This is a genomic window from Enterococcus sp. DIV0176, from assembly GCF_050528535.1.
GTDB classification, from domain to species: Bacteria; Bacillota; Bacilli; order Lactobacillales; family Enterococcaceae; genus Enterococcus_B; species Enterococcus_B thailandicus.
Genome location: NZ_CP172879.1, coordinates 337429 through 357698, shown reverse-complemented (window position 1 = coordinate 357698; position 20270 = coordinate 337429). Strand labels below are relative to the sequence as shown.

The 20270-nt window shown below is 37.3% G+C and carries 14 protein-coding genes and 1 other annotated feature; of the genes, 8 read left to right on the top strand and 6 right to left on the bottom strand.

Going from position 1 to position 20270, the window contains the following annotated elements; all coding sequences use genetic code 11:
* Positions 1 to 220 precede the first annotated feature (220 nt).
* The 5 genes from IGJ66_RS01745 (at position 221) to IGJ66_RS01725 (ending at position 5764) form a co-directional block, all read left to right on the top strand.
* Positions 221 to 2515: a glycoside hydrolase family 65 protein gene (locus IGJ66_RS01745; RefSeq protein ID WP_071868613.1), complete on the top strand. Its 2295-nt coding sequence runs from the start codon at positions 221 to 223 to the stop codon at positions 2513 to 2515.
* Positions 2508 to 3173, top strand: a complete 666-nt coding sequence (gene pgmB, locus IGJ66_RS01740; RefSeq protein WP_095803393.1) for a beta-phosphoglucomutase — start codon at positions 2508 to 2510, stop codon at positions 3171 to 3173. The genes IGJ66_RS01745 and pgmB overlap by 8 nt, the downstream gene beginning before the upstream one ends.
* Positions 3166 to 4173: an aldose epimerase family protein gene (locus IGJ66_RS01735; RefSeq protein ID WP_430616735.1), complete on the top strand. Its 1008-nt coding sequence runs from the start codon at positions 3166 to 3168 to the stop codon at positions 4171 to 4173. Before pgmB ends, IGJ66_RS01735 begins: the two co-directional genes overlap by 8 nt.
* Before the next feature lie 24 nt (positions 4174 to 4197).
* Entirely contained in the window at positions 4198 to 5211 is a 1014-nt protein-coding gene (locus tag IGJ66_RS01730) for a LacI family DNA-binding transcriptional regulator (RefSeq protein WP_430616734.1), read from the top strand.
* Positions 5212 to 5491: 280 nt separating this feature from the next.
* On the top strand, positions 5492 to 5764 hold the full coding sequence (locus tag IGJ66_RS01725) for a SemiSWEET family transporter (RefSeq protein ID WP_067481446.1): 273 nt from the start codon (positions 5492 to 5494) through the stop codon (positions 5762 to 5764).
* A gap of 89 nt (positions 5765 to 5853) precedes the next feature.
* Here the strand turns inward: IGJ66_RS01725 and nhaC are convergent, their stop codons facing one another.
* The 4 genes from nhaC to tyrS all read right to left on the bottom strand — a co-directional run bounded on the left by nhaC (position 5854) and on the right by tyrS (position 12422).
* Positions 5854 to 7221 (bottom strand): Na+/H+ antiporter NhaC, encoded by a 1368-nt coding sequence (nhaC, locus tag IGJ66_RS01720; RefSeq protein ID WP_067481448.1) that lies wholly within the window; start codon positions 7219 to 7221, stop codon positions 5854 to 5856.
* An 80-nt stretch (positions 7222 to 7301) separates the two neighbouring features.
* Positions 7302 to 8735: a tyrosine-tyramine antiporter gene (tyrP, locus tag IGJ66_RS01715; RefSeq protein WP_370629925.1), complete on the bottom strand. Its 1434-nt coding sequence runs from the start codon at positions 8733 to 8735 to the stop codon at positions 7302 to 7304.
* Positions 8736 to 8997: 262 nt separating this feature from the next.
* On the bottom strand, positions 8998 to 10875 hold the full coding sequence (gene tdc / locus IGJ66_RS01710; protein WP_067481452.1) for a tyrosine decarboxylase: 1878 nt from the start codon (positions 10873 to 10875) through the stop codon (positions 8998 to 9000).
* Positions 10876 to 11165: 290 nt separating this feature from the next.
* Positions 11166 to 12422, bottom strand: coding sequence for a tyrosine--tRNA ligase (tyrS, locus tag IGJ66_RS01705; RefSeq protein ID WP_067481454.1), 1257 nt, complete (start codon positions 12420 to 12422; stop codon positions 11166 to 11168).
* A 108-nt stretch (positions 12423 to 12530) separates the two neighbouring features.
* Positions 12531 to 12734 (bottom strand) — a binding site (T-box leader).
* A gap of 295 nt (positions 12735 to 13029) precedes the next feature.
* On the opposite strand from tyrS, the gene IGJ66_RS01700 reads away from it, so the two are divergent.
* Positions 13030 to 14325, top strand: a complete 1296-nt coding sequence (locus IGJ66_RS01700) for a polysaccharide deacetylase family protein (RefSeq protein ID WP_430616733.1) — start codon at positions 13030 to 13032, stop codon at positions 14323 to 14325.
* Between the two features lie 347 nt (positions 14326 to 14672).
* On the opposite strand, the gene nagE is transcribed toward IGJ66_RS01700, so the two are convergent.
* Both nagE and IGJ66_RS01690 read right to left on the bottom strand, forming a co-directional pair.
* A complete protein-coding gene (nagE, locus tag IGJ66_RS01695; protein WP_075490970.1) occupies positions 14673 to 16667 on the bottom strand; it encodes an N-acetylglucosamine-specific PTS transporter subunit IIBC in 1995 nt (664 codons plus the stop codon).
* Positions 16668 to 16919: 252 nt separating this feature from the next.
* Positions 16920 to 17516 carry a TetR/AcrR family transcriptional regulator gene (locus IGJ66_RS01690; RefSeq protein ID WP_067481462.1) on the bottom strand — a complete coding sequence of 199 codons (597 nt, stop codon included), beginning with the start codon at positions 17514 to 17516 and terminating at the stop codon, positions 16920 to 16922.
* A 220-nt stretch (positions 17517 to 17736) separates the two neighbouring features.
* On the opposite strand from IGJ66_RS01690, the gene IGJ66_RS01685 reads away from it, so the two are divergent.
* Together IGJ66_RS01685 and IGJ66_RS01680 are read left to right on the top strand one after the other, a co-directional pair.
* On the top strand, positions 17737 to 18618 hold the full coding sequence (locus IGJ66_RS01685) for an ABC transporter ATP-binding protein (RefSeq protein WP_067481464.1): 882 nt from the start codon (positions 17737 to 17739) through the stop codon (positions 18616 to 18618).
* Positions 18619 to 18639: 21 nt separating this feature from the next.
* On the top strand, positions 18640 to 20250 hold the full coding sequence (locus tag IGJ66_RS01680; protein WP_430616732.1) for an ABC transporter permease: 1611 nt from the start codon (positions 18640 to 18642) through the stop codon (positions 20248 to 20250).
* Positions 20251 to 20270 lie beyond the last annotated feature (20 nt).

Here is a 20270-nt window from a genome sequence, read left to right as displayed (position 1 = left end):
TTTATTTTTAATCAGTGCCAAAAAAATTTTTCCTACTTCTATTAGTCTCTTTCCCTGCTAATCACATTATTTTTTCAAAATAACCGTAAACGCTCAGTATTCCGTGCTTTTCTCTTACTCCGTTTAAAATAAAAAGATTTCTTGAATTATTTTTATTGACTAACGCAATCGGTTGCGTTTATTATGGACGTATCAATATGAATTATCTAGGAGGCAAACCATGAAACAAATCAAACGTCTTTTTCAAATCGACCCATGGAAAATCAAAACGAATCAACTAAACAAAAATGAACTACGTCTACAAGAGTCCCTTACTAGTATCGGAAATGGTTACATGGGTATGCGTGGCAACTTTGAAGAAAGCTATTCTGGCGACCATCACCAAGGAACATATCTTGCAGGGGTTTGGTATCCGGACAAAACGCGAGTTGGTTGGTGGAAAAACGGCTACCCAGAATATTTCGGTAAAGTAATCAACGCCGTGAATTTTATCGCAATGGATCTACTGATTGATGACCAACCAATCGACTTAGCGACACACCAGCCAGAAGATTTTTATCTAGAATTAGATATGAAGAACGGGCTACTATCACGTCAATTTACGATCACTACTGACACAAATAAAGTACGCTTTTCTTTCGAACGTTTTCTAAGTATATCTAAAAAAGAAGCTGCGTTTATTCACTTGACTGTTGAAATGCTTGAAGGCACAGGTACAATCAAGCTTCGTTCAAAATTAGACGGAGATGTTCAAAATGAAGACAGTAATTATGAAGAACATTTTTGGTTGCCAATAGCAGTCGGTTCAAAAGAAGCGATTGGCTATTTAACTACCGAAACAATCCCTAATAACTTTGGAATTGAAACTTTCACTGTAACTTCTGCCATGCGTCATTTAATTGATGGTGAGCTAGCTTTACCAACATATGAAGAAACTGAATTGACTTTATCAGCAACATTCACCAAAACATTACAAGCTGGCGAATCGTTCACTATTGATAAAGAAGTCATTGTTTTAACCAGTCGCGATGTCGAAAAAGAAAAACAAGTTCAACGAGCAATCGAGATGCTTACTCAGCTTGATCAAACCTATGCACAAGAAAAATCAGATCAAACAGCAGCATGGGCAAAACGTTGGGAACTGGCTGACGTTGTCATCAAAGGTGATGATGAAGCACAGCAAGGAATCCGTTTCAATCTTTTCCAACTATTTTCAACTTATTATGGAGAAGATCAACGATTGAACATCGGACCAAAAGGATTTACTGGTGAAAAATATGGTGGTGCAACTTATTGGGACACTGAAGCTTACGCTGTACCACTTTATTTAGCTTTAGCTAAACCAGAAGTAACAAAAAACCTTTTGAAATATCGTCACAACCAATTGCCACAAGCTATTCACAACGCGCAACAGCAAGGATTAAAAGGCGCACTTTATCCAATGGTTACCTTCACAGGTGTCGAATGCCACAATGAGTGGGAAATCACTTTCGAAGAAATCCATCGAAATGGCGCGATTGCTTATGCTATTTATAACTATACAAATTATACTGGCGATCAAGAATACTTGAAAAAAGAGGGCTTAGAAGTCTTAGCTGAAATCGCACGTTTTTGGGCAGATCGCGTTCACTTCTCAAAACGACAAAATAAATACATGATTCATGGAGTTACTGGACCAAACGAATATGAAAACAATATCAATAACAACTGGTACACGAACACGATTGCTGCTTGGGTCTTACGTTACACAGCTGAAAAGTATTCTGAGTTCAAAAAAGAAGCGACTGCAACGATTTCTGACGAAGAGTTAGCGAAATGGACAGAAATCGCCACAAACATGTACTTCCCGACAGATCAAGAATTAGGAATTTTTGTACAACATGATACTTTCTTAGACAAGGATCTACAACCAGTAACAGCCCTTTCTCCAAATGACTTACCTTTGAATCAACATTGGTCTTGGGATAAAATTTTACGTTCTTGCTTCATCAAGCAGGCAGATGTTTTACAAGGAATCTATTTCTTCAATGATCAATTCACAACTGAAGAGAAACGTCGTAATTTTGATTTTTATGAGCCAATGACCGTTCATGAGTCATCTCTTTCTCCAAGCATCCATGCCATTTTGGCTGCAGAATTGGGGATGGAAGATAAAGCAGTTGAAATGTACCAACGTACTGCACGTTTAGATCTGGATAATTATAATAATGATACCGAAGACGGGCTTCACATTACTTCAATGACCGGCAGTTGGTTAGCGATCGTTCAAGGTTTTGCGCAAATGAAAACAGACCACGAAACATTAAGTTTTGCACCATTTTTGCCTAAAACTTGGGAAGCCTATTCTTTCCATATCAATTATCGGAATCGTTTGATCTCTGTTGTTGTTGATAACAATCAAGTCACTTTCACTTTACTAGAAGGTGAACCGTTAACTTTCGTTGTCTATAACAAAACCTATGAATTAGCAAATACACTATCTCTATCACTTAGAAAGGAAGATGAAAATGTTTAAGGGCGTTTTATTTGACCTAGACGGTGTTATTACTGATACAGCTGAGTATCACTACCACGCTTGGAAAAAACTTGGTGAAGAAATCGGTATTTCAATTGATCGCTCATTCAACGAGCAGTTAAAAGGTGTTAGCCGTGAAGACTCTTTATCTTTAATGCTACGTTATGGAAACAAAGAGAACGATTTTACAGCTGAAGAATTTGCTGAGCTGGCTCAAAGAAAAAACGATTATTACTTGGAAATGATTCAAGCAATTACGCCCAAAGACGTTTATCCGGGAATTTTAGAACTACTAACAGACTTGAAAACAGCGAAGATTAAAATCGCTCTTGCTTCAGCAAGTAAAAACGGGCCTTTCTTACTTCAAAAAATGAACTTAACTTCTTATTTCGACGCAATCGCAGATCCTGAGAAAATTGCTCATGGTAAGCCAGCACCAGATATTTTTTTGCTGGCTGCTAAAGAAGTAGGCTTAACAACAAAAGAATGTCTTGGTATTGAAGATGCGCGAGCTGGAATCCAAGCAATTGTGGCGAGTGGCGCTCAACCCGTGGGCGTTGGTCAAAAGAAAGACCTGGGTGAAAATATTCCAATCGTTTCTGACACAACCGAATTAACACTAGCTTACCTTAAAGAAGTGTGGCGAGAACATGAATAAACCGAACATCCGCGTTACACCAATTACTCACAATTTAAAAAAAATCACTTTGAAGAACGACTTTTTAACAGTCGTTCTTCTCAATTATGGCGCTCGTCTTCATCAAATATTTGCACCTGACAAAGAAGGAAACGTTGAAAACATCTTGTTAAGTTATGATAACTACGAAGATGTTTTAGCTGATAAAAGTTTTTTTGGTGCAACTGTCGGTCCTGTCGCGGGGAGAATCCGCGACGGCAAATGGAAAAATCACCAACTTGAAAAAAACAATAGCACACATCACATTCACGGCGGAACAAATGGCTGGTCTTTTCAATATTGGGACATCGAAATTTTTGAAGAACCTGATGCAATCGGCGTGGTCTTTTATTTAAAAGATACTTTTTCTGGTTACCCAGGCCCAATAAAAGCTACCGTAACGTATCGTTTACAGAATAATCAGCTTGAAATGACCACGAAAACAACCAGTAACGTGACCACCATTACTAATCCAACCAACCATGCTTATTTCAATCTTTCAGGTAATGGACAAAGAGATATTTTAACGCATTCTTTGACGCTAAACACCTTAGGAATGTTGGAGTTAGATTCTGACAAATTACCCACAGGAAATTTACTCGAAGAAAGCGACTTATGTATAAACTTCAAGAAAAAAAATTCGCTAAAACAAATTCTCGATGCTTACCCAGTTGGTTTGGATGATGTTTTTTTATTACGTTATCCTAAAGTAACTAAACCTCCACTTCTTCTAGAAGAAAAGCAATCAGGTAGACAGATGGCTGTAGCAACTTCTAACAAAAGTGTGGTATTATTTTCTACGACTGGTTTTCATGCTGATTTTAAATTGAATGGTCAGAAAATGCATTCAAACTACGGATTAGCTATTGAACCACAGGAAGTACCCGACATCGTTCACTTTCCAGAATGGGGATCTATTACACTACATCCTGGTCAAGAACGCGTTACCCAAACAATTTATCAATTTATGACTACCTCATAGTTACAAGAAAGGCGTGGCAAAATAATGGCTATCACTGTAAAAGATGTCGCAAAAAAAGCAGGCGTTGCTACTTCAACCGTTTCGCGTGTAATCAACGATCACCCAAGCATCTCGGAAACAACCAAGAAAAAAGTCCGTAAAGTGATGGATGACCTTGGCTATGTTCCAAACATGACTGCCAGAAATCTCGGAAAGCGGACATCCAATGCCGTTGGTGTTATTTTGCCCCCACTGGATTCTAAAGAAAGACTTGGCAATCCGTTCTATCTTGAAATTATGGAAGCAATTAATGACGAAGCTCGGCTTTATGACATGACAACAGCGATTGCAACAGCTAAAAGTTTTGAGCTTTTGCTCGAGAACGTCAAACGCATGCACCTCCAAAAGCAAGTTGATGGCTTCATTCTCGTTTATTCAGATAGCGCTGATCCAGTGATTGAGTATTTATACGAGAACCAGATTCCGTTTACCTTGATTGGACAACCTTATCAACATGAAAATAATATTGTTTATGTCGATAACGACAATCAACTACTTGGAAAACAAGCAACCGAATTTTTAATCCAAAATGGGCATAAAAATATCTTATTTGTCACAAATACTACGCATGAAAGTTTATACTTTGAGCGGTATTTTGGTTACCAAAAAGCGCTGATGCTTAATCAATTCCCCACTTTCCCTAGCGTCGTCTTGGAAAAGCCAGAAGACTATCTGACTTTTAATGATACGTTAGCGAAAACAGACGCGACTGCCTTGGTTGTCATTGATGATATTTTTGCACTGCGTACCATGCAGCTTGCAGAAATGTATGGCTACTCTATTCCTGATGATTTGTCAGTAGTGAGCTTTAATAATTCGATTTTTTCAACATTAACGCACCCTTACCTAACAAGTATTGATATCGATATTTCAGAATTAGGTAGAATGGCTATGCAGAAGCTAAGAGAGATCATCCATGATGAATTAAGCAGTGGCGTTCGCATGGTAATCCCTCATAAATTAATTAAACGAGAAACAGTCATTCCATTGGCTGAATAACCAAATAATTGAACAAAATAAAAAGCGTTAGGACATCCATCCTAACGCTTTTTGAGACTGCGACAAAACTACCAGCCGTTCTTAACACCTTTTTCAATTTAAAGAACGCCTAAAATTAACGTTTTCAAAAACAAATTTTAGGCTTTTTCTATTTGGGCTCCTTTTTCCCCAGCCCCCTTTTTTTCTGTTCAATAACAGTTGATTTCTTTTAGTTAGACGATTAACGCAAGAAACTTTATACTGTTAGATAGAACGATTGTGAAAATCAAGGAGTGTTTACATGGAAAACGAAGAAAAAAGAGAAAAAATTATTGGGCACATCGGGCGTGTTGCATCGGTTCTTTCTGTGATGATGTACGTTTCCTATATCCCACAAATCATGGATAATCTAGCTGGTTCAAAGGGAAATCCTATCCAACCTCTAGTAGCAATGGTCAACTGTATTATTTGGACCATTTACGGTACGTTCAAAAAAGAAAAGGACTGGCCTATCATCGTTGCCAATGTTCCAGGAATCTTTCTAGGTGCTATCACTTTCTTTACTTCACTATAACAAAGAAATGATTCAGTTCTTATTTAGCTATCTGTTCAACAAAAATAATCGGCATCCAGGACAATACATGTCCTAAATGCCGATTATTTTTATTTTTTCAATTTAATTCTCTTATTCAAAAGAAACCCAATTGCTATTGTAAATATTGGTGCAAACAACGGAAAATAAGCAAACGGTAGGTACTGTAACGCACTGACTTTCATCGTGCCCATAATAAACGTACCGCTAACTCCCCATGGAACTAAAGAATTGACCGCAGCACCCGCATCAGCTAACGTGCGTGTCAAATAGGTCTTACGTAAACCAGTTTGCTCAAACGACTCTTTAAAGGTCTCTCCCGGTAAAATAATCGATAGATATTGTTCACCGACAATCAAATTAATCCCGATGCTGCTTAACGCTGTGAAGCCAATCAAACGTGAAGGTCGATCCATTTTCTCGCGCAGCGTTTGAACGATCGTCCCAACGATTTCATACTTGATTAGCAATCCACCTAATGCCAAAGCTAACAAAATCAAACTGGCAGAACCAAGCATACTCATAATTCCTCCTCGAGAAAGCAATGTATTCAACTTTTCATCTGAGGTTTGAGCAAGATAACCATTCATCAAGATATCAGCGACTTTTTGAATCGTTATTTTTTGATGGATAAATGCCAAGACAACTGCTGCTGAAGAACCAACTAATAAAGTTGGAATAGCTGGAATTTTTTTAATTGCACCACCAAATAAAATAACTAGTGGAATCAACGTCCAAGGAGAGATCCAAAAACTCGCCTGCATCTTATCAATCATTCCAGTAATATTTGATAAATCTGCCGAATGGCTGTTTTGGCCTAACAATGTATACAAGATTAAGGACACAATAAACGCTGGCAAATCCGTATAGCGCATCGCTGCAATGTGGTCAAATAGATTTACCCCACCAATTCCTGCCGCTAAATTTGTCGTATCAGATAGTGGTGAACAGTTGTTTCCAAGGAATGCCCCAGAGACCACAGCCCCTGTTGTCATTGCGTCAGAAAATCCTAACAAATGACCAATCCCCAAGAAAGCAATTCCGATAGTTGAAATCGTCGTAAACGAACTTCCTACTGTAATCCCCACAATTGTACAAACCAAAAACGCCGTAGGTAAAAAGAAACGGATAGAAATCAATTGGAAGCCATAAACCATAATTGTTGGGATTGTCCCTGCTAAAATCCATGAGGCAACTAACACACCAATCAACAAAAAAATCAAAATTGGAATGATTCCCGGTGTGATTCCTTGCACGATTCCTGCATGGATGTCATCCCAAGAAAAGCCTCTGATTTTACCATAAAATAACAAACCCATAAAAACGATTAAGATGGGAATATGTGGTGTCAAATGAAACCCAATAATCAAAACGCCTAATATTGCTAATAGTACCACCAACACAGCGATACTTTCTTTTATCGAACTTTTTTTATTCACTTGTTCTCACTTCTCCATTATTTTTTTCATGAAAAAAGTCCCACCTCGAAAATATTATTCTCTTGGTAGGACAATCTGGATTAGTGACTATGTGTCACTTGATCAGAGTATTCATCTAAATTTTCTTCTAAACTTGCTTCAACTGCAGTATTCCAAGAATCTTTCTTGAAATGATTGATGATCAATGGGATTACAAACATAACAACTGCGATAGCTGTTACAAGTAATGCATCCCCCATTGTTGCTGTTCCTAATGTAGCAAAAACAACGACAACGATTGAGAAAATCAACATACAACTAACAACCCAAGCAAAGAAGTTTCCTGACTTACCAATACGATAAGGTCGGTTCAATTCTGGATGTTTTTTTCTCATTTCAAGTAAAGAAATAGCAATCAACACATAAACAATACAATAAATAACTGTAGTTGCGTTTGTTAATGTCAAGAAAACAGCACTAACATCATCCATTACACCATAAAGAAGTGCAAACAATGAAATAACAATAGATTGTGTTAACACGACATTTTTAGAAACACCATATTTGTTTTCTTTGTGGAAACCAAATTTTGGTGGTAAAAAGCCTTCTCTGGCCACTTGGATGATTGTTTTTGATGGTCCAGTAACCCAAGCAGATAATTGTAACAACACACCAATAAAGACCATGAAGCTAAAAATATTTCCGATTACTTCTGGTAAACCTAAAATTTGGCAATCAATCAAGATTGGTTGTGTGATGTTTGCCAACTCCATTTTTCCATTTGGAACAACGTTAGCAACTAACATCGCATTGATGACATTCAATAAAACTAGACCAATCAAGGCAATGAATACACCTTTCGTATAGTTTTTCGTTGCATCTTTTAAGCGAGGCATATAAACCGAGCTCATTTCAATCCCTACAAAAATAAAAGTGATACCAGCTAGATATTTTAATGATTCCACGTGTTCTAAGTCTGGGAAAGCTTTTGACCAAGAAAATGCACCTAGATAGCCGTTTGAAACCAAACCAACTTTAAATGCTGCCAATAAACCAAGCACAAACATAATGACAACGGGAATATATACACCTAACCAAACACCGATATTTCCGCCGACTTTTGCCATATCAAATTTTAAATTCAATAAAGTAATAACCCAATAAATAACTAGAATACAAGCTAATACGAACCAATGATTATTTCCTAGTTCAACATTCCCAAACGTATTTCCAAGCAATGGGCCTAATGTTGAAGCAACCATTACCATACCAGGGAACATTTGAACCCATAGCAACCAAGCAACGACAAATCCCCATTTACTACCCAAAGCTGTTTTTACCCATAACTGTGGGCCGCCTTCTTGAGGAAGCATCGTTGAAAGTTCACCAGAAACCATTGAGATCGGACCAGCAAAGAATAAAACTGCAAAAATCGAATAAAAAATTAACGTCCAACCTACTGCTGCCAAAGTCGGAATACTTCGGACTGTAGCACACAATGCCATTGTCAGACCAATAAAGGTTCCAAGACCCATCTTACTTACTTTAGATTCACTCACGGTTGACACTCTCCTTGATTTGTTGGATAAAATAGTGTCTTTGAAGCAATCTAAGTTTGGCAATAAACAAAAGTAATTCCATCGATTCAAAGTTCGGTTTCATGCTTCAGCCTATCGCTTAAACGACAATGCTCCAAAGACGACCTCAAAACTAAGAAATGGAGAAGTGAAGTCTGGGCAATCATTCCCAGACTTCTCCTACCTTCACGAAATAAACGGGTACTCCATCTCGATTAACTTATTTTGCTTCGCTTGCCAATAATTGGTCTGCGTAGATTTTTTCCAATTTTTCTTGAAGAGCAGCTTTAATTTTTTCAGCATATTCTTCAAAGTTTTCTGCTTTATTCATATATGGTGTCATTACACTTGCGCGTAAAACTGTTACTTTTCCAGCACGGTTCCATTCTTCATCTGAGAAGCCTAGTTGGTTCACAAATTGTAATGGGCTGTTACCGTAATCAGGAATAGCAAAATCAGTATGTGAAGTTAAGAACTCATTTCCATAGATGCTACCTTTCACATATGAAGAGTAGTCATACACGTCATGGTTTAATTTATTCATAGAAACTAGATCATCATTTCCTTTTTCTTTGAACACATAATCAACCATGTTGAAATCTGGATAAGTTAATGGATGAACTTCGATTTCTTTATCGCCAACTTTAAATGACAAGTTGTTTAGGAAATTGAAGAAACGATGTGCCCCTTCAATTGATGCACCCATTAATTTTCCGTAACCAGTTACGTTTAAAGGTAATACATGGTGAGCAGCCCAAACACTAGCAGCAGTTGCCCCAGCTTTTGAACCTTCAAGAATGTACGCACCAAGTAAAGCAGGAATATCTGCTCCTTTTTCAAATACGTAAGTAGCAAAGTAAGAAATAACGTCTCTCATGCGGATATCTTTAATAACGATTCCACCAGCTGAATAAGGTACATAACCCATTTTATGTGGGTCAATTGTTACAGATTCAGCTTCAGAAATTGCTTCATATGCATGATGAACTTCTTCTAAAAGATAATTTTTGTTTTCAGTAAAGACATGATGTTTCGCATGAACATCTTTTAATTCTTCAAAAGGAATAAAGTTGTTGTCTTCGTCTAAGAAAATTGCGCGACCATATCCACCGTAAGCAGCATCTACGTGCAAGTAGAAGTAAATTCCTTCTTTTTCTAAGACACGACGCAAAGCAACGATTTTATCAATGCTATCAATTGCGCCTTCTTCAGTTGAACCAACAACTCCGACTACACCTAAGATTGGTGTTTTTTCAGCAGCTAATTCACGAACGATTTTTTCTAATTCGTTAATATCCATGCGATAGTTATGATCCACTGGTACTGGAATAACTTGGTCTAACCCAACACCGATGATATCGGCTGCTTTTAGCCATGAATAGTGTTTTGTTTGTGGCACTAACCATTTACCTAATTTTGTTAAATGTTTACCACTACGTGCTGAATGAGCTTTGATATCATCAATTTTTTCTGGAACACTATCTAACAGATTCATGATTTCCTCTGTTGACATGTTCATTAATTCCCAATCGCTCTTACCAGCAACTAATTCAGGTGTTACTTCTTGCATCGCAAGAGGTAAAGATTTGATATTACGAGCATACCAAAGACCTTCTAAGTTTGCTAAAGAACCATCGGCAACAATGTGTCCCCAGCCATCTTCATAGCTCATTAATTTTGCAAATTCATGTCCTACTTCTTCTTCCATTTGACTTGTTGCTGGAGAAGATTCGTAGGCAACGTTATTACCATTCCATAACATTGCGAAATTGTACGCTAGTAAAGATGGCATTAATGTTTCAGAGTTCATGTGTCCCCAATAACGTCCGGCATTGTGCCAAGGAACAGAATGGGTACGCATACGTGCTGAAATTTCTGATAAAACGTCTTTCGTTTTATTTACAGTGTGCTCGAAACTAGCACTACTTTTTTCTTCCGGCGTAATAATAGGCATGTCTTGAGGCATGTAGTTTTGACGCCATCCTAAATGTTCATCAACTAACTCATTTAACAAAGCTTTATAGATTTGGCCGTTCTCCGCTTTGTCACCAATGAATAGTGCATTCAGGTTTAGATCATTTGACAATGATTCACTCATGTGAAACCCTCCTAAAAAAATATTTAAATTTTGTCGTGCCCTACATTACACCTGTTCTTTAATTCTGTAAACTAAAAATAAGTCGATTTTATAATCATTTTCTAATAATATGTAATTGAACGAATTGTATGTGATTTTAAAAAAATTTAAAAAAAGGAGGGAATTTACAAAAGTAAATTCCCTCTTAAAGATTGTATTAACGACAACCGTCGTTCCCTTTTAGGATGGGTTTCAAAAGTTTGAATCTTGTAATAGAGCTTACCTTTTTCAAGGCAAAAAATTACTAAATTCTAATCAACTACTTTGGCCAAAAAGTAATTTTTCTTACCTTTTCGAATAACCACAAACTTACCATCGAATTCATCTGATGGATTTACGACAAAATTTAAATCGGTAACACGGTCACCGTTAATACTAATAGCTCCGTTTGAAACATCTTCGCGTGCTTGACGTTTTGATGGTTCAATTTTTGTTGAAACAAGTAGTTCCACGATATTTTCAGGTGTGCTTGAAATGTCAACGTTTGGCATTTTACCAAAGCCTTGCGCGATTTCTTCAGCATTTAGTTCTTTAATGTTTCCAGAGAACAAAGCTGCTGTTATTTTTTGCGCTTCTTCCAAGTCTTCTTTACTATGAACAAAAGCAGTTACTTCTTCTGCTAAACGTCTTTGTGCTTCACGTTTTTCAGGTTCCGTTTCAACTTTTTTAGCTAAGTCATCGATTTCTTCTTCTGTTAAGAATGTGAAGAATTTCAAGTATTTCACAACGTCACGATCATCTTGGTTTAACCAGAATTGGTAGAATTCAAATGGTGATGTTTTCTTAGGATCTAGCCAGATTGCTCCACCAGCTGTTTTCCCGAATTTTGTTCCGTCTGCTTTTAGCATCAATGGAATTGTTAGTCCAAAGGCTTCTGCATCAGGACCTTCTAGTTTACGGATTAAGTCTAAACCAGCAGTGATATTTCCCCATTGGTCAGCGCCACCGATTTGTAATTGCACATCAAATGTTTTGTGTAAGTGCAAGAAATCAATTGATTGAAGGATTTGGTAAGTGAATTCAGTAAATGAAATCCCTACTTCTAAACGACTTGCAACGATATCTTTTGCCAACATTGTGTTAATGTTGAAGTTTTTACCGTAGTCTCTCAAAAATTCTAGTAAAGAAATGTTTGATAACCAGTCGTAGTTATTTACAAATGTGATGTTTGCATCTGCGCCAAATAATTTACCCATTTGTGCTGAAAGTGCATCCACATTGTGTTGTACTTGTTCCATTGTTTGTAAAACACGTTCTGTTTGTCGTCCGCTTGGATCACCAATTGTTCCTGTTCCGCCACCAATAAGAATATATGGATGATGGCCTGCCAATTGAAATCTTTTCATCATCATAAAGGGAATCAAATGTCCGATATGCATAGAATCGCCTGTCGGATCAACGCCACAATAAAGTGAAATACTCTTCTCTTCAACGAGTTCGCGAAGTCTTTCTTCGTTTGTTTGTTGATTAATGGCATCACGCCAAGTTAATTCATCAATAATATTCATTATATTGACCTCCGTATAGTTTTTTATGAAAGCAGGAACCTGCTAGCATTCGTAAAATTAGTAAAACTTTTTTGAGTGAACAAAAAAAGTCCCTTGACTAATAACTAGTCAAGGGACGAAAATTCGCGGTACCACCCAAATTATATGTTCTTCAAGAACATATCTCTCAAACATTTAACGCTGTCGCGTGACAAAAACTGTCAAAGACTCCTGAAATGTAATTCGTTTTAAGGCTTGTACTAGTTCGCAGCAACCACTAGCTTTCTGAAACATCGACCTTAATCACTACTTCGTTTCGTTCTTCGTCTTGTTATCTATTAACATGTGTCTATCATAGAGCCCGTTTTTTTCTTTGTCAACACAAAACAAATATTTTTTTATTAAATAACAAAAAACATTAATAATTATGATGAGTAAAATCACATTCGAGCAGTTTTTTGAATAATTTTATAACATATCATTTTTTTCGTCAGAATTGATGATAAAAATAGCTGATTTTCTCATAAATCAGCGTATCACTTTCACTTCTTTCCTGTCTTCGTTACAATAAAAGAAACAAAGTTATTCTATTATTTGAGTAAAAGTGTAAAGGTAGGGGTATACGTTAATGGAACAAAAACAAAAAAAGATTCTTGGAGTCACTGCTGGTATAACAGTGCTAATTTCAATCTTCAGCCTATTTTTGATTATTCATGCAACTTCTAATGAAAAGTCAGCTTCTTCAACCACGGCTGAACAATCAACCGAAAGCCAACCAGCAGCTGTCAATTCCGATGATAAAAAACTGAGTGAAGCACAACAACTAGTCAAAAGTTATCACTATGATGAAGCGATCAAGCAACTAGCTGACGCTCATTCCGATGAAGCGAAGGCGTTCCTTCAAACCATCAAAAAAGAAAAAGAACAATTAGTCAAATGGGATGACCCAACAAAAATTTCTCATTTGTTTTTCCATAGCTTGATTGTTGATCCAGCTAAAGCATTCCAGTCACAACAAGCACAAGGCTATAAGGAATATATGGTCACAATTCCTGAGTTCAACAAAACGATTGAACAGCTTTATAAAAATAATTATGTTTTAGTAAATTTACCCGACTTAGTTACGATTGATGATCAAGGAAATGTTTCCTTTGTAGGTGTTTCTTTGCCTAAAGACAAAAAGCCACTCGTCCTTTCAGAAGATGATGTCAGCTACTATGAATACATGAAAGATTCAGGTTTTCCTGACAAATTGGTCATTGATAAGGACAAAGTGAAAAATGTGTATGTTAATAATAAAAAAGAACAAATCGGTGATTTTGATATGGTTCCCTTAATCGATACATTTGTTGAAGAACATCCTGATTTTTCTTATCAAGGAGCTAAGGGAACACTCGCATTAACTGGCTACAATGGTGTGCTTGGTTATCGAACATCAAAATCAGAATATGGAGATAACGAGAAAACAAATACAGAAATCAAAAAAGCGAAAAAAGTTGCTGAACAATTGAAAAAAGATGGCTGGACGTTCGCTTCTCATACTTGGGGGCATCTGAATATGACGGATGCTTCCCTAGAAGATGTGAAACGCGACAATGAACTTTGGCAAAACGAAGTCGCTCCAATCTTAGGAAAAACAACCATGTTGATTTATCCTTTTGGCGCAGATATCAGCGATTGGCACGACTATACAGCTGAAAATCAAAAATTTGATTACTTAAAATCACAAGGTTTTTCAATTTTCTGTAATGTCGATGCCTCTACTCCTTCTTGGGGACAATTAGGTGCAAACTATTACCGACAAGCACGGATCAATATTGACGGCATTCGCTTTGAATCTGAACTTTCGGGTCAAAATAATGTCTTAGAGCAGTTCATCAACGTGCCTTCTGTTGTTGATAAACAAGCTCGTGGGTTAAGCTAATAGAAGCATTCATCCAAAGAGAGTCAGAAAAAAGAAACATCAAGAAATAAATTTTTTCAAAGTAACAACTTTTTCTCACTCTGTCACAAATAAGAGTGTGGGACAAAACTAGATAGCCAGTCATTCTCAACAAATTTCCACAAAAAAAAGCCTAAAATCAACGTTTTCAAAAACGAATTTTAGGCTTTTTTCTATTTAGGCTACTTTTATCCCAGCCTCTACGAATAAATGGTGTTCCCAAAGCAGCTTCTTCGGCTATAAGTCTTTTTTTCACAAAAATACGAGAAACTATTTCTAGAAAAAATCCTTATTGCTTGAAGCTATTTACTTTGAGCCACACCCTTTTTTTATTTTGCTTCTACTTTTCCGATTACTTCATTTCCATGAACAGAAGTCACCGTGTCTACTATGACTGTTTCAATTGCTTCTCCGTTTGTGAAAACAACAATCATATCGGTTTTTTTCTCATTCACTGCTAACATGGCTAGATCCACTTCTGCAATCAATTGTCCGCGCGCAATGTGCTGACCTTCCTCAACATAGATCGTAAACGGTTCTCCTTTTAAGTCAACCGTGTTGATTCCCATGTGAAGCAGCACTTCGATACCACTATCCGTCTTGATACCAACAGCATGTTTCGTTGGGAAAATACTTGCAATCGTTCCAGAAACCGGTGCAAAAATTTCTCCTGAAGTTGGGATAACCGCAAAGCCATCTCCCATCATTTTTTCAGAAAAAACCGCATCTGCAACTTCACTAATTGGAATCAATTTCCCATTTGCTACAGCGTACAGCTCATTTGTTTTTGCAACTTCCTTATCAACTGGCGTTTCATCCTCAAATGATTGTTTTGGTACGTTCATCCTCTTAGCTGGTGCTGATTGTCCATGTAGTTTACCCATTTCATCAGCAACAAATTGTACCTCAGTTCCAACAATAACTTGAATATTTGTATCATCAATTACTTTAACTCCTGGAACACCGGTTGCTTTGATTTTTTCTTGATTCACTTGATCAGTATCTTTTACTTGTAAACGTAAGCGGGTGGTACAATTATCAATTACTCGAACATTGTCACTACCACCAAGTGCTGTATAAATTTCAGTTGCTAGGTGTGAAAACTTGTCTTCTCCGGTGGCAACTTCTGGTGTTTCCTCTCCAGTTCCCACTTCTCTTCCCGGAGTCATCAAATTGAACTTTTGAATAGCAAATCGGAACCCAAAATAATAAATAACTGCAAACGCAGCACCTTGAACAAGCAACATCAAAGGTTGATTTGCGACTGGGTTTTTCAATGACAAAAAATAGTCAACAAAACCTGCACTGAAGGCAAAGCCTGCCGTCCAATGGAAAAAGGCACTAACTGCCAATGAGATTCCCGTAAAAATAGCATGCAAAACATACAACGGCCAAGCAACAAACATAAATGAAAATTCTAATGGTTCCGTTACGCCAGTAAAAAATGAAGCAAAGCCTGCTGCAAGCATCAGGGAAGCCGTTTGTTTTTTCTTTTCAGGACGAGCACTTTGATAAATAGCTAACGCTCCAGCTGGTAAGCCAAACATCATCACAGGGAAAAATCCTGCTTGATACATCCCCGTTTGTCCAACAATTGCTTTGCCAGTATCCAACGCTTGTTGTCCGGCCAAGAAGTTTCCAATGTCATTAATTCCAGCTACATCAAACCAAAAAACCGAATTCAACGCATGGTGTAATCCAGTAGGAATCAATAAACGGTTAAACAAACCATATACGCCGGCGCCAATGAATCCTAAACCAGAAATCCCTTTACCAAATGCAACTAACACATCATATACACTAGGCCAAATGAATAATAAAATAGCCGAAACCACCAACATTCCTAATGCTGACATAATTGGAACCAACCGTTTCCCACTGAAAAATGATAAAGCCATTGGTAACTTGACTTGACTAAAACGATTGTACATTTCAGCAGCCACTAAACCAGCTACGATTCCCACAAAAACATTGTTATCCATACTATTGAACGCTGGATTGACGTCAGCAAGATTGGTTAAGCCCAACAATCCTTGAACAGAAAGCGGAGCTAAAACAGTTTGTGGAACTAAATAAGCAACTAAACCAGCTAAAGCAGCCGAGCCATCCTTATCTTTAGACATTCCTAACGCTAACCCAACAGCAAATAATAGAGCCAAATGATTTAAAATAGCTAAACCAGCATTCATCAAAAAAGTTGTTCCCGCGTTACTGATCCCCATTCCTACGATCCAATTCGCAATCCCAACTAAAAGTGATGCCGCTGGCAAAACTGCAACGGGTAGCATTAGCGAGCGACCCATCCTTTGCATATATGCTTTCATTCTCTTCCTCCCCCAAAAAAACAGACCATTTATTTCCCTTATCTAGTCCAAATTATTATTGATTTTCATTCTCGGAAAGTTTTCATGAAAAATAAAAAATCAACAAAAGAAAGTATACCACTCCAAATAAAAAAAAGCATGAAAATTTCACCAAACAAGAAAGATGCTCCTCATCCAGCTATTTTCACACTTAAAAATAGACTTATATTCGATTGTAAAAATAAAAACGCGCAAAACCAATCTATACCAATTTCAATTGTTAGGCGAGATTCCTTTTAATAATAACTCTGTCCACTCCGCTGTGTAAGGTAATAATTTACTGTAAATAGCAGGTTTAGAAATCCCTTCGATCATTGCTTGAAAGTACAGCAACAAAAATTCATCTGAGTATTTCAAGTCCACTTTTCCTTCTTTTCGTCCACGATGAAAAAGGTCTAGCATCATGTTTAAACTCTCTTTCGTATATTCGTCCATCATTTCTGAAAATTGTTGGTTATTTCTTTTCGTATAATAAGCCATTAAATCAAGATAAAATTGTTGATCTACTCGTTTTAAGTAATCGATCTTATTTTCACTCATCTTGATTAAAGTTTCTTCAAACGAAAGATTTTGTTCCATAATTCGTTTTGCTGAATCTTTTAACTCATCCATAAACTCAAAGAATACTTGATAAATTAACGCTTCTTTGTTTCCAAAGTACTTAAAAACTGTTGCTTTACTAACAGATGTCCTAGCAATTACTTCATCAATCGTTAAACCTGCCAACCCATTTTCAGAGTTGATTATATCGAATGTTGCTTCAACAATTTGTTTCTTTTTTTCTTCTGTTCTTTTTTCAAAACCATTCATTCTACCAACCTCTTTTTAAACTTTACTATCAGAAATAGTTCATTTTTATAATTAAAGGCATTATACACCCAAAAAATTAAACCAACAATAGTATTTTAGTTTTATTTGCGCAATGATTTTTATTGACAGTGAAAAATAAAAGGAATATCATCAGTGACAAGATTCACTACAGTTAACCAAACATGAACCTGTAGTTGAATGTGAAAGGAGTGACTTGGGGATGTCAGAAGTTGTTAAGGTACAGCATTTACAAAAAAAGTTTGGAAAATTCGAAGCACTAAAAGACGTGTCTTTTTCTGTGAACGCTGGTGAAGTTGTTGGTTTTATCGGCCCAAACGGGGCAGGAAAATCAACAACTATCAAAACATTGTTAGGAATCATTCGTAAAGATGGCGGACAAGCTGAAATTTTCGGCAAAGATGTATTTAAAGAGAGTCTTGTCATTCACGAACGTCTCTCGTATGTTCCAGGAGATGTTGCTTTATGGGGAAGTTTGACTGGTGGCGAAATCATTGACTTGTTTATGAAATTACATGGAAATGGGAACAAAGAAAAACGTGATGAGTTGATTAAACGTTTTGAATTAGATCCTAAGAAAAAAGCCAAAAATTATTCAAAGGGGAACCGCCAAAAAGTTGGATTGATTGCTGCATTATCCGTAGATTCTGATTTGTATCTGTTTGACGAACCAACTTCAGGTCTTGATCCGTTAATGGAAGCAGTATTTCAAGAAGAGGTCGAAAAAATCAAACGTGCTGGGAAAGCAATCTTGCTTTCTTCACACATTCTCAGTGAAGTGGAACGCTTGGCAGATAAGATTGTTATTATCCGGCAAGGAACAGTTGTCGAAGAAGGTTCGTTAGCCGAATTAAGACACTTGACTCGCTCAACAATCACTATTGAAACACAAGGCGATGTCGCAACTCTTGCAAGTTTGTCTGGTGTTCACGACTTTGTTCAAAAAGAAAATCAAGCACATTTTTCTGCGGATACTGAACAACTCAATGAAATTTTACTTGCCGCTACAAAATTAGGAGTGAAGAAGTTTGAGTCTGTCCCACCAACACTCGAAGACTTATTTATGCGTCATTATGAAAATTAAGTCACAGGGAGGTTTTTTATTATGAACGAACGTTTTTCACGTTGGTCTGTTCTTTTCTTGCAGTACCTCAAGCGTGATTGGAAAAAAATAAGTTTTTGGGTCATTGGTTTGGGTTTATTTTCTGGTGCTTATGTTCCAGCCTTCGAAGAGATTGCAAAAGGAAATGGTCTAACAGGAATGTATGAAACGATGCAAAACCCTGCGATGATTTCAATGGTCGGACCTTCACCTGTCCATTCAGCAGCTGACTATACACTAGGTGCGATGTACGCAAACGAAATGTTACTTTTCTGTGGGTTATTTGCAGCTGTGCTATCCATTTTACACGTGGTCGGCCATACAAGAAAAGAAGAAGATCTTGGCTTAGCAGAATTGATTCGTTCCTTCAGAGTTGGTCGACAAGCCAATTCATTTGCTGTTTTAGCTGAAACTTTGTTAATCAATTTGTTACTAGCAGGACTCACTGGTGGAATTATGATTGCCTTTCAAGCTTCTTCTATAACAGTGGAAGGATCCTTGCTGTTCGGTTTTTCCGTGGGAGCTGCTGGTTTTTTAGGTGGTGTGATTGCTTTATTCTTTGCTCAACTCATGCCGGTTTCTTCAAGCGCGACTGGCACATCACTTTCACTATTAGGTCTGATGTACTTAATGAGAGCCTGGACTGACGTTAGCAAAAGTGATTTGTCCATGCTTAATCCTTTAGGTTGGACCTATTTAACGTATCCTTTTACTAAAAATAACTGGATTCCACTCCTTTACCTCCTTTTGTTTAGTATAGTAATCAGCGTTGGTGCTGGTTTATTAGAAGAACATCGTGATTTGAATTCTGGTTATTTTCCAGAAAGTGAGGGACCTGCAAGAGCCAAATGCTCGTTATTATCCGTTCCCGGTCTGTTTTTCCGTCTAAATCGAGGAGTCATTATCAGTTGGCTCGTAGCTTTTACTGTCATGGGTGCTGCTTATGGTTCGATTTATGGCGATATGCAAGATTTTTTAGAAAGTAATGAGTTAATGAAACAAATGTTTATGCAATCAGGTTCCTCTATAGAAGAATCATTTACTAGCACGATTATGATGGTCTTAATTTGCCTTTCGGCCATTTTGCCAATTGCGTTAACGAATAAATTATTCTCAGAAGAAACTCGCGGGCACCTGGATCAATTGTTTTCAACTAAGACTTCTCGTAATACATTTTATTGGACTACAATTATTTTGTCTGTGATTGCCGGCGTGTTAGCAACTTTGTTGAGCGCGGGCTCTCTCGGGGTAACAGCATTGTCAGTGATGACTGCCACATCACCAATGACACTAGCTACTTTTTTAGCAGCTGGGTTTAATCTTTTTCCGACAATTTTGTTTTTCATTGGGTTAGCTGGATTGTTCTTAGGTTGGGCACCCAAACTCGGCAAAATTAGTTACATCTATTTAGGTTATTCGTTCATGCTGAATTACTTCGGCGGAATTTTAAATTTGCCTGATTGGTTTGCCAAAACGGCCATCCAAAGTTGGTTTCCTAAGATGCCAGTGGAAACATTTTATTTTTCAACGTTTAGCACAATAATGGTCATTAGTATAGGTATGATTTGCTTAGGTGCCCTTGGCTATCGTCAAAGAGATTTGATTGTCGATTAAAAAGAGGATGAATCCAAACC

Excerpts from the sequence above, each read along its gene's own strand:
- tyrP (WP_370629925.1), bottom strand. The coding sequence starts at position 8,735 with ATGGGTCTTGGAACCTTTATTGGTCTGACAATGGCATTGTGTGCTACA.
- IGJ66_RS01725 (WP_067481446.1), top strand. The coding sequence starts at position 5,492 with ATGGAAAACGAAGAAAAAAGAGAAAAAATTATTGGGCACATCGGGCGT.
- IGJ66_RS01730 (WP_430616734.1), top strand. The coding sequence starts at position 4,198 with ATGGCTATCACTGTAAAAGATGTCGCAAAAAAAGCAGGCGTTGCTACT.
- tdc (WP_067481452.1), bottom strand. The coding sequence starts at position 10,875 with ATGAGTGAATCATTGTCAAATGATCTAAACCTGAATGCACTATTCATT.
- IGJ66_RS01735 (WP_430616735.1), top strand. The coding sequence starts at position 3,166 with ATGAATAAACCGAACATCCGCGTTACACCAATTACTCACAATTTAAAA.
- IGJ66_RS01690 (WP_067481462.1), bottom strand. The coding sequence starts at position 17,516 with ATGAATGGTTTTGAAAAAAGAACAGAAGAAAAAAAGAAACAAATTGTT.
- IGJ66_RS01700 (WP_430616733.1), top strand. The coding sequence starts at position 13,030 with ATGGAACAAAAACAAAAAAAGATTCTTGGAGTCACTGCTGGTATAACA.
- pgmB (WP_095803393.1), top strand. The coding sequence starts at position 2,508 with ATGTTTAAGGGCGTTTTATTTGACCTAGACGGTGTTATTACTGATACA.
- tyrS (WP_067481454.1), bottom strand. The coding sequence starts at position 12,422 with ATGAATATTATTGATGAATTAACTTGGCGTGATGCCATTAATCAACAA.
- nagE (WP_075490970.1), bottom strand. The coding sequence starts at position 16,667 with ATGAAAGCATATATGCAAAGGATGGGTCGCTCGCTAATGCTACCCGTT.
- IGJ66_RS01745 (WP_071868613.1), top strand. The coding sequence starts at position 221 with ATGAAACAAATCAAACGTCTTTTTCAAATCGACCCATGGAAAATCAAA.
- IGJ66_RS01680 (WP_430616732.1), top strand. The coding sequence starts at position 18,640 with ATGAACGAACGTTTTTCACGTTGGTCTGTTCTTTTCTTGCAGTACCTC.
- IGJ66_RS01685 (WP_067481464.1), top strand. The coding sequence starts at position 17,737 with ATGTCAGAAGTTGTTAAGGTACAGCATTTACAAAAAAAGTTTGGAAAA.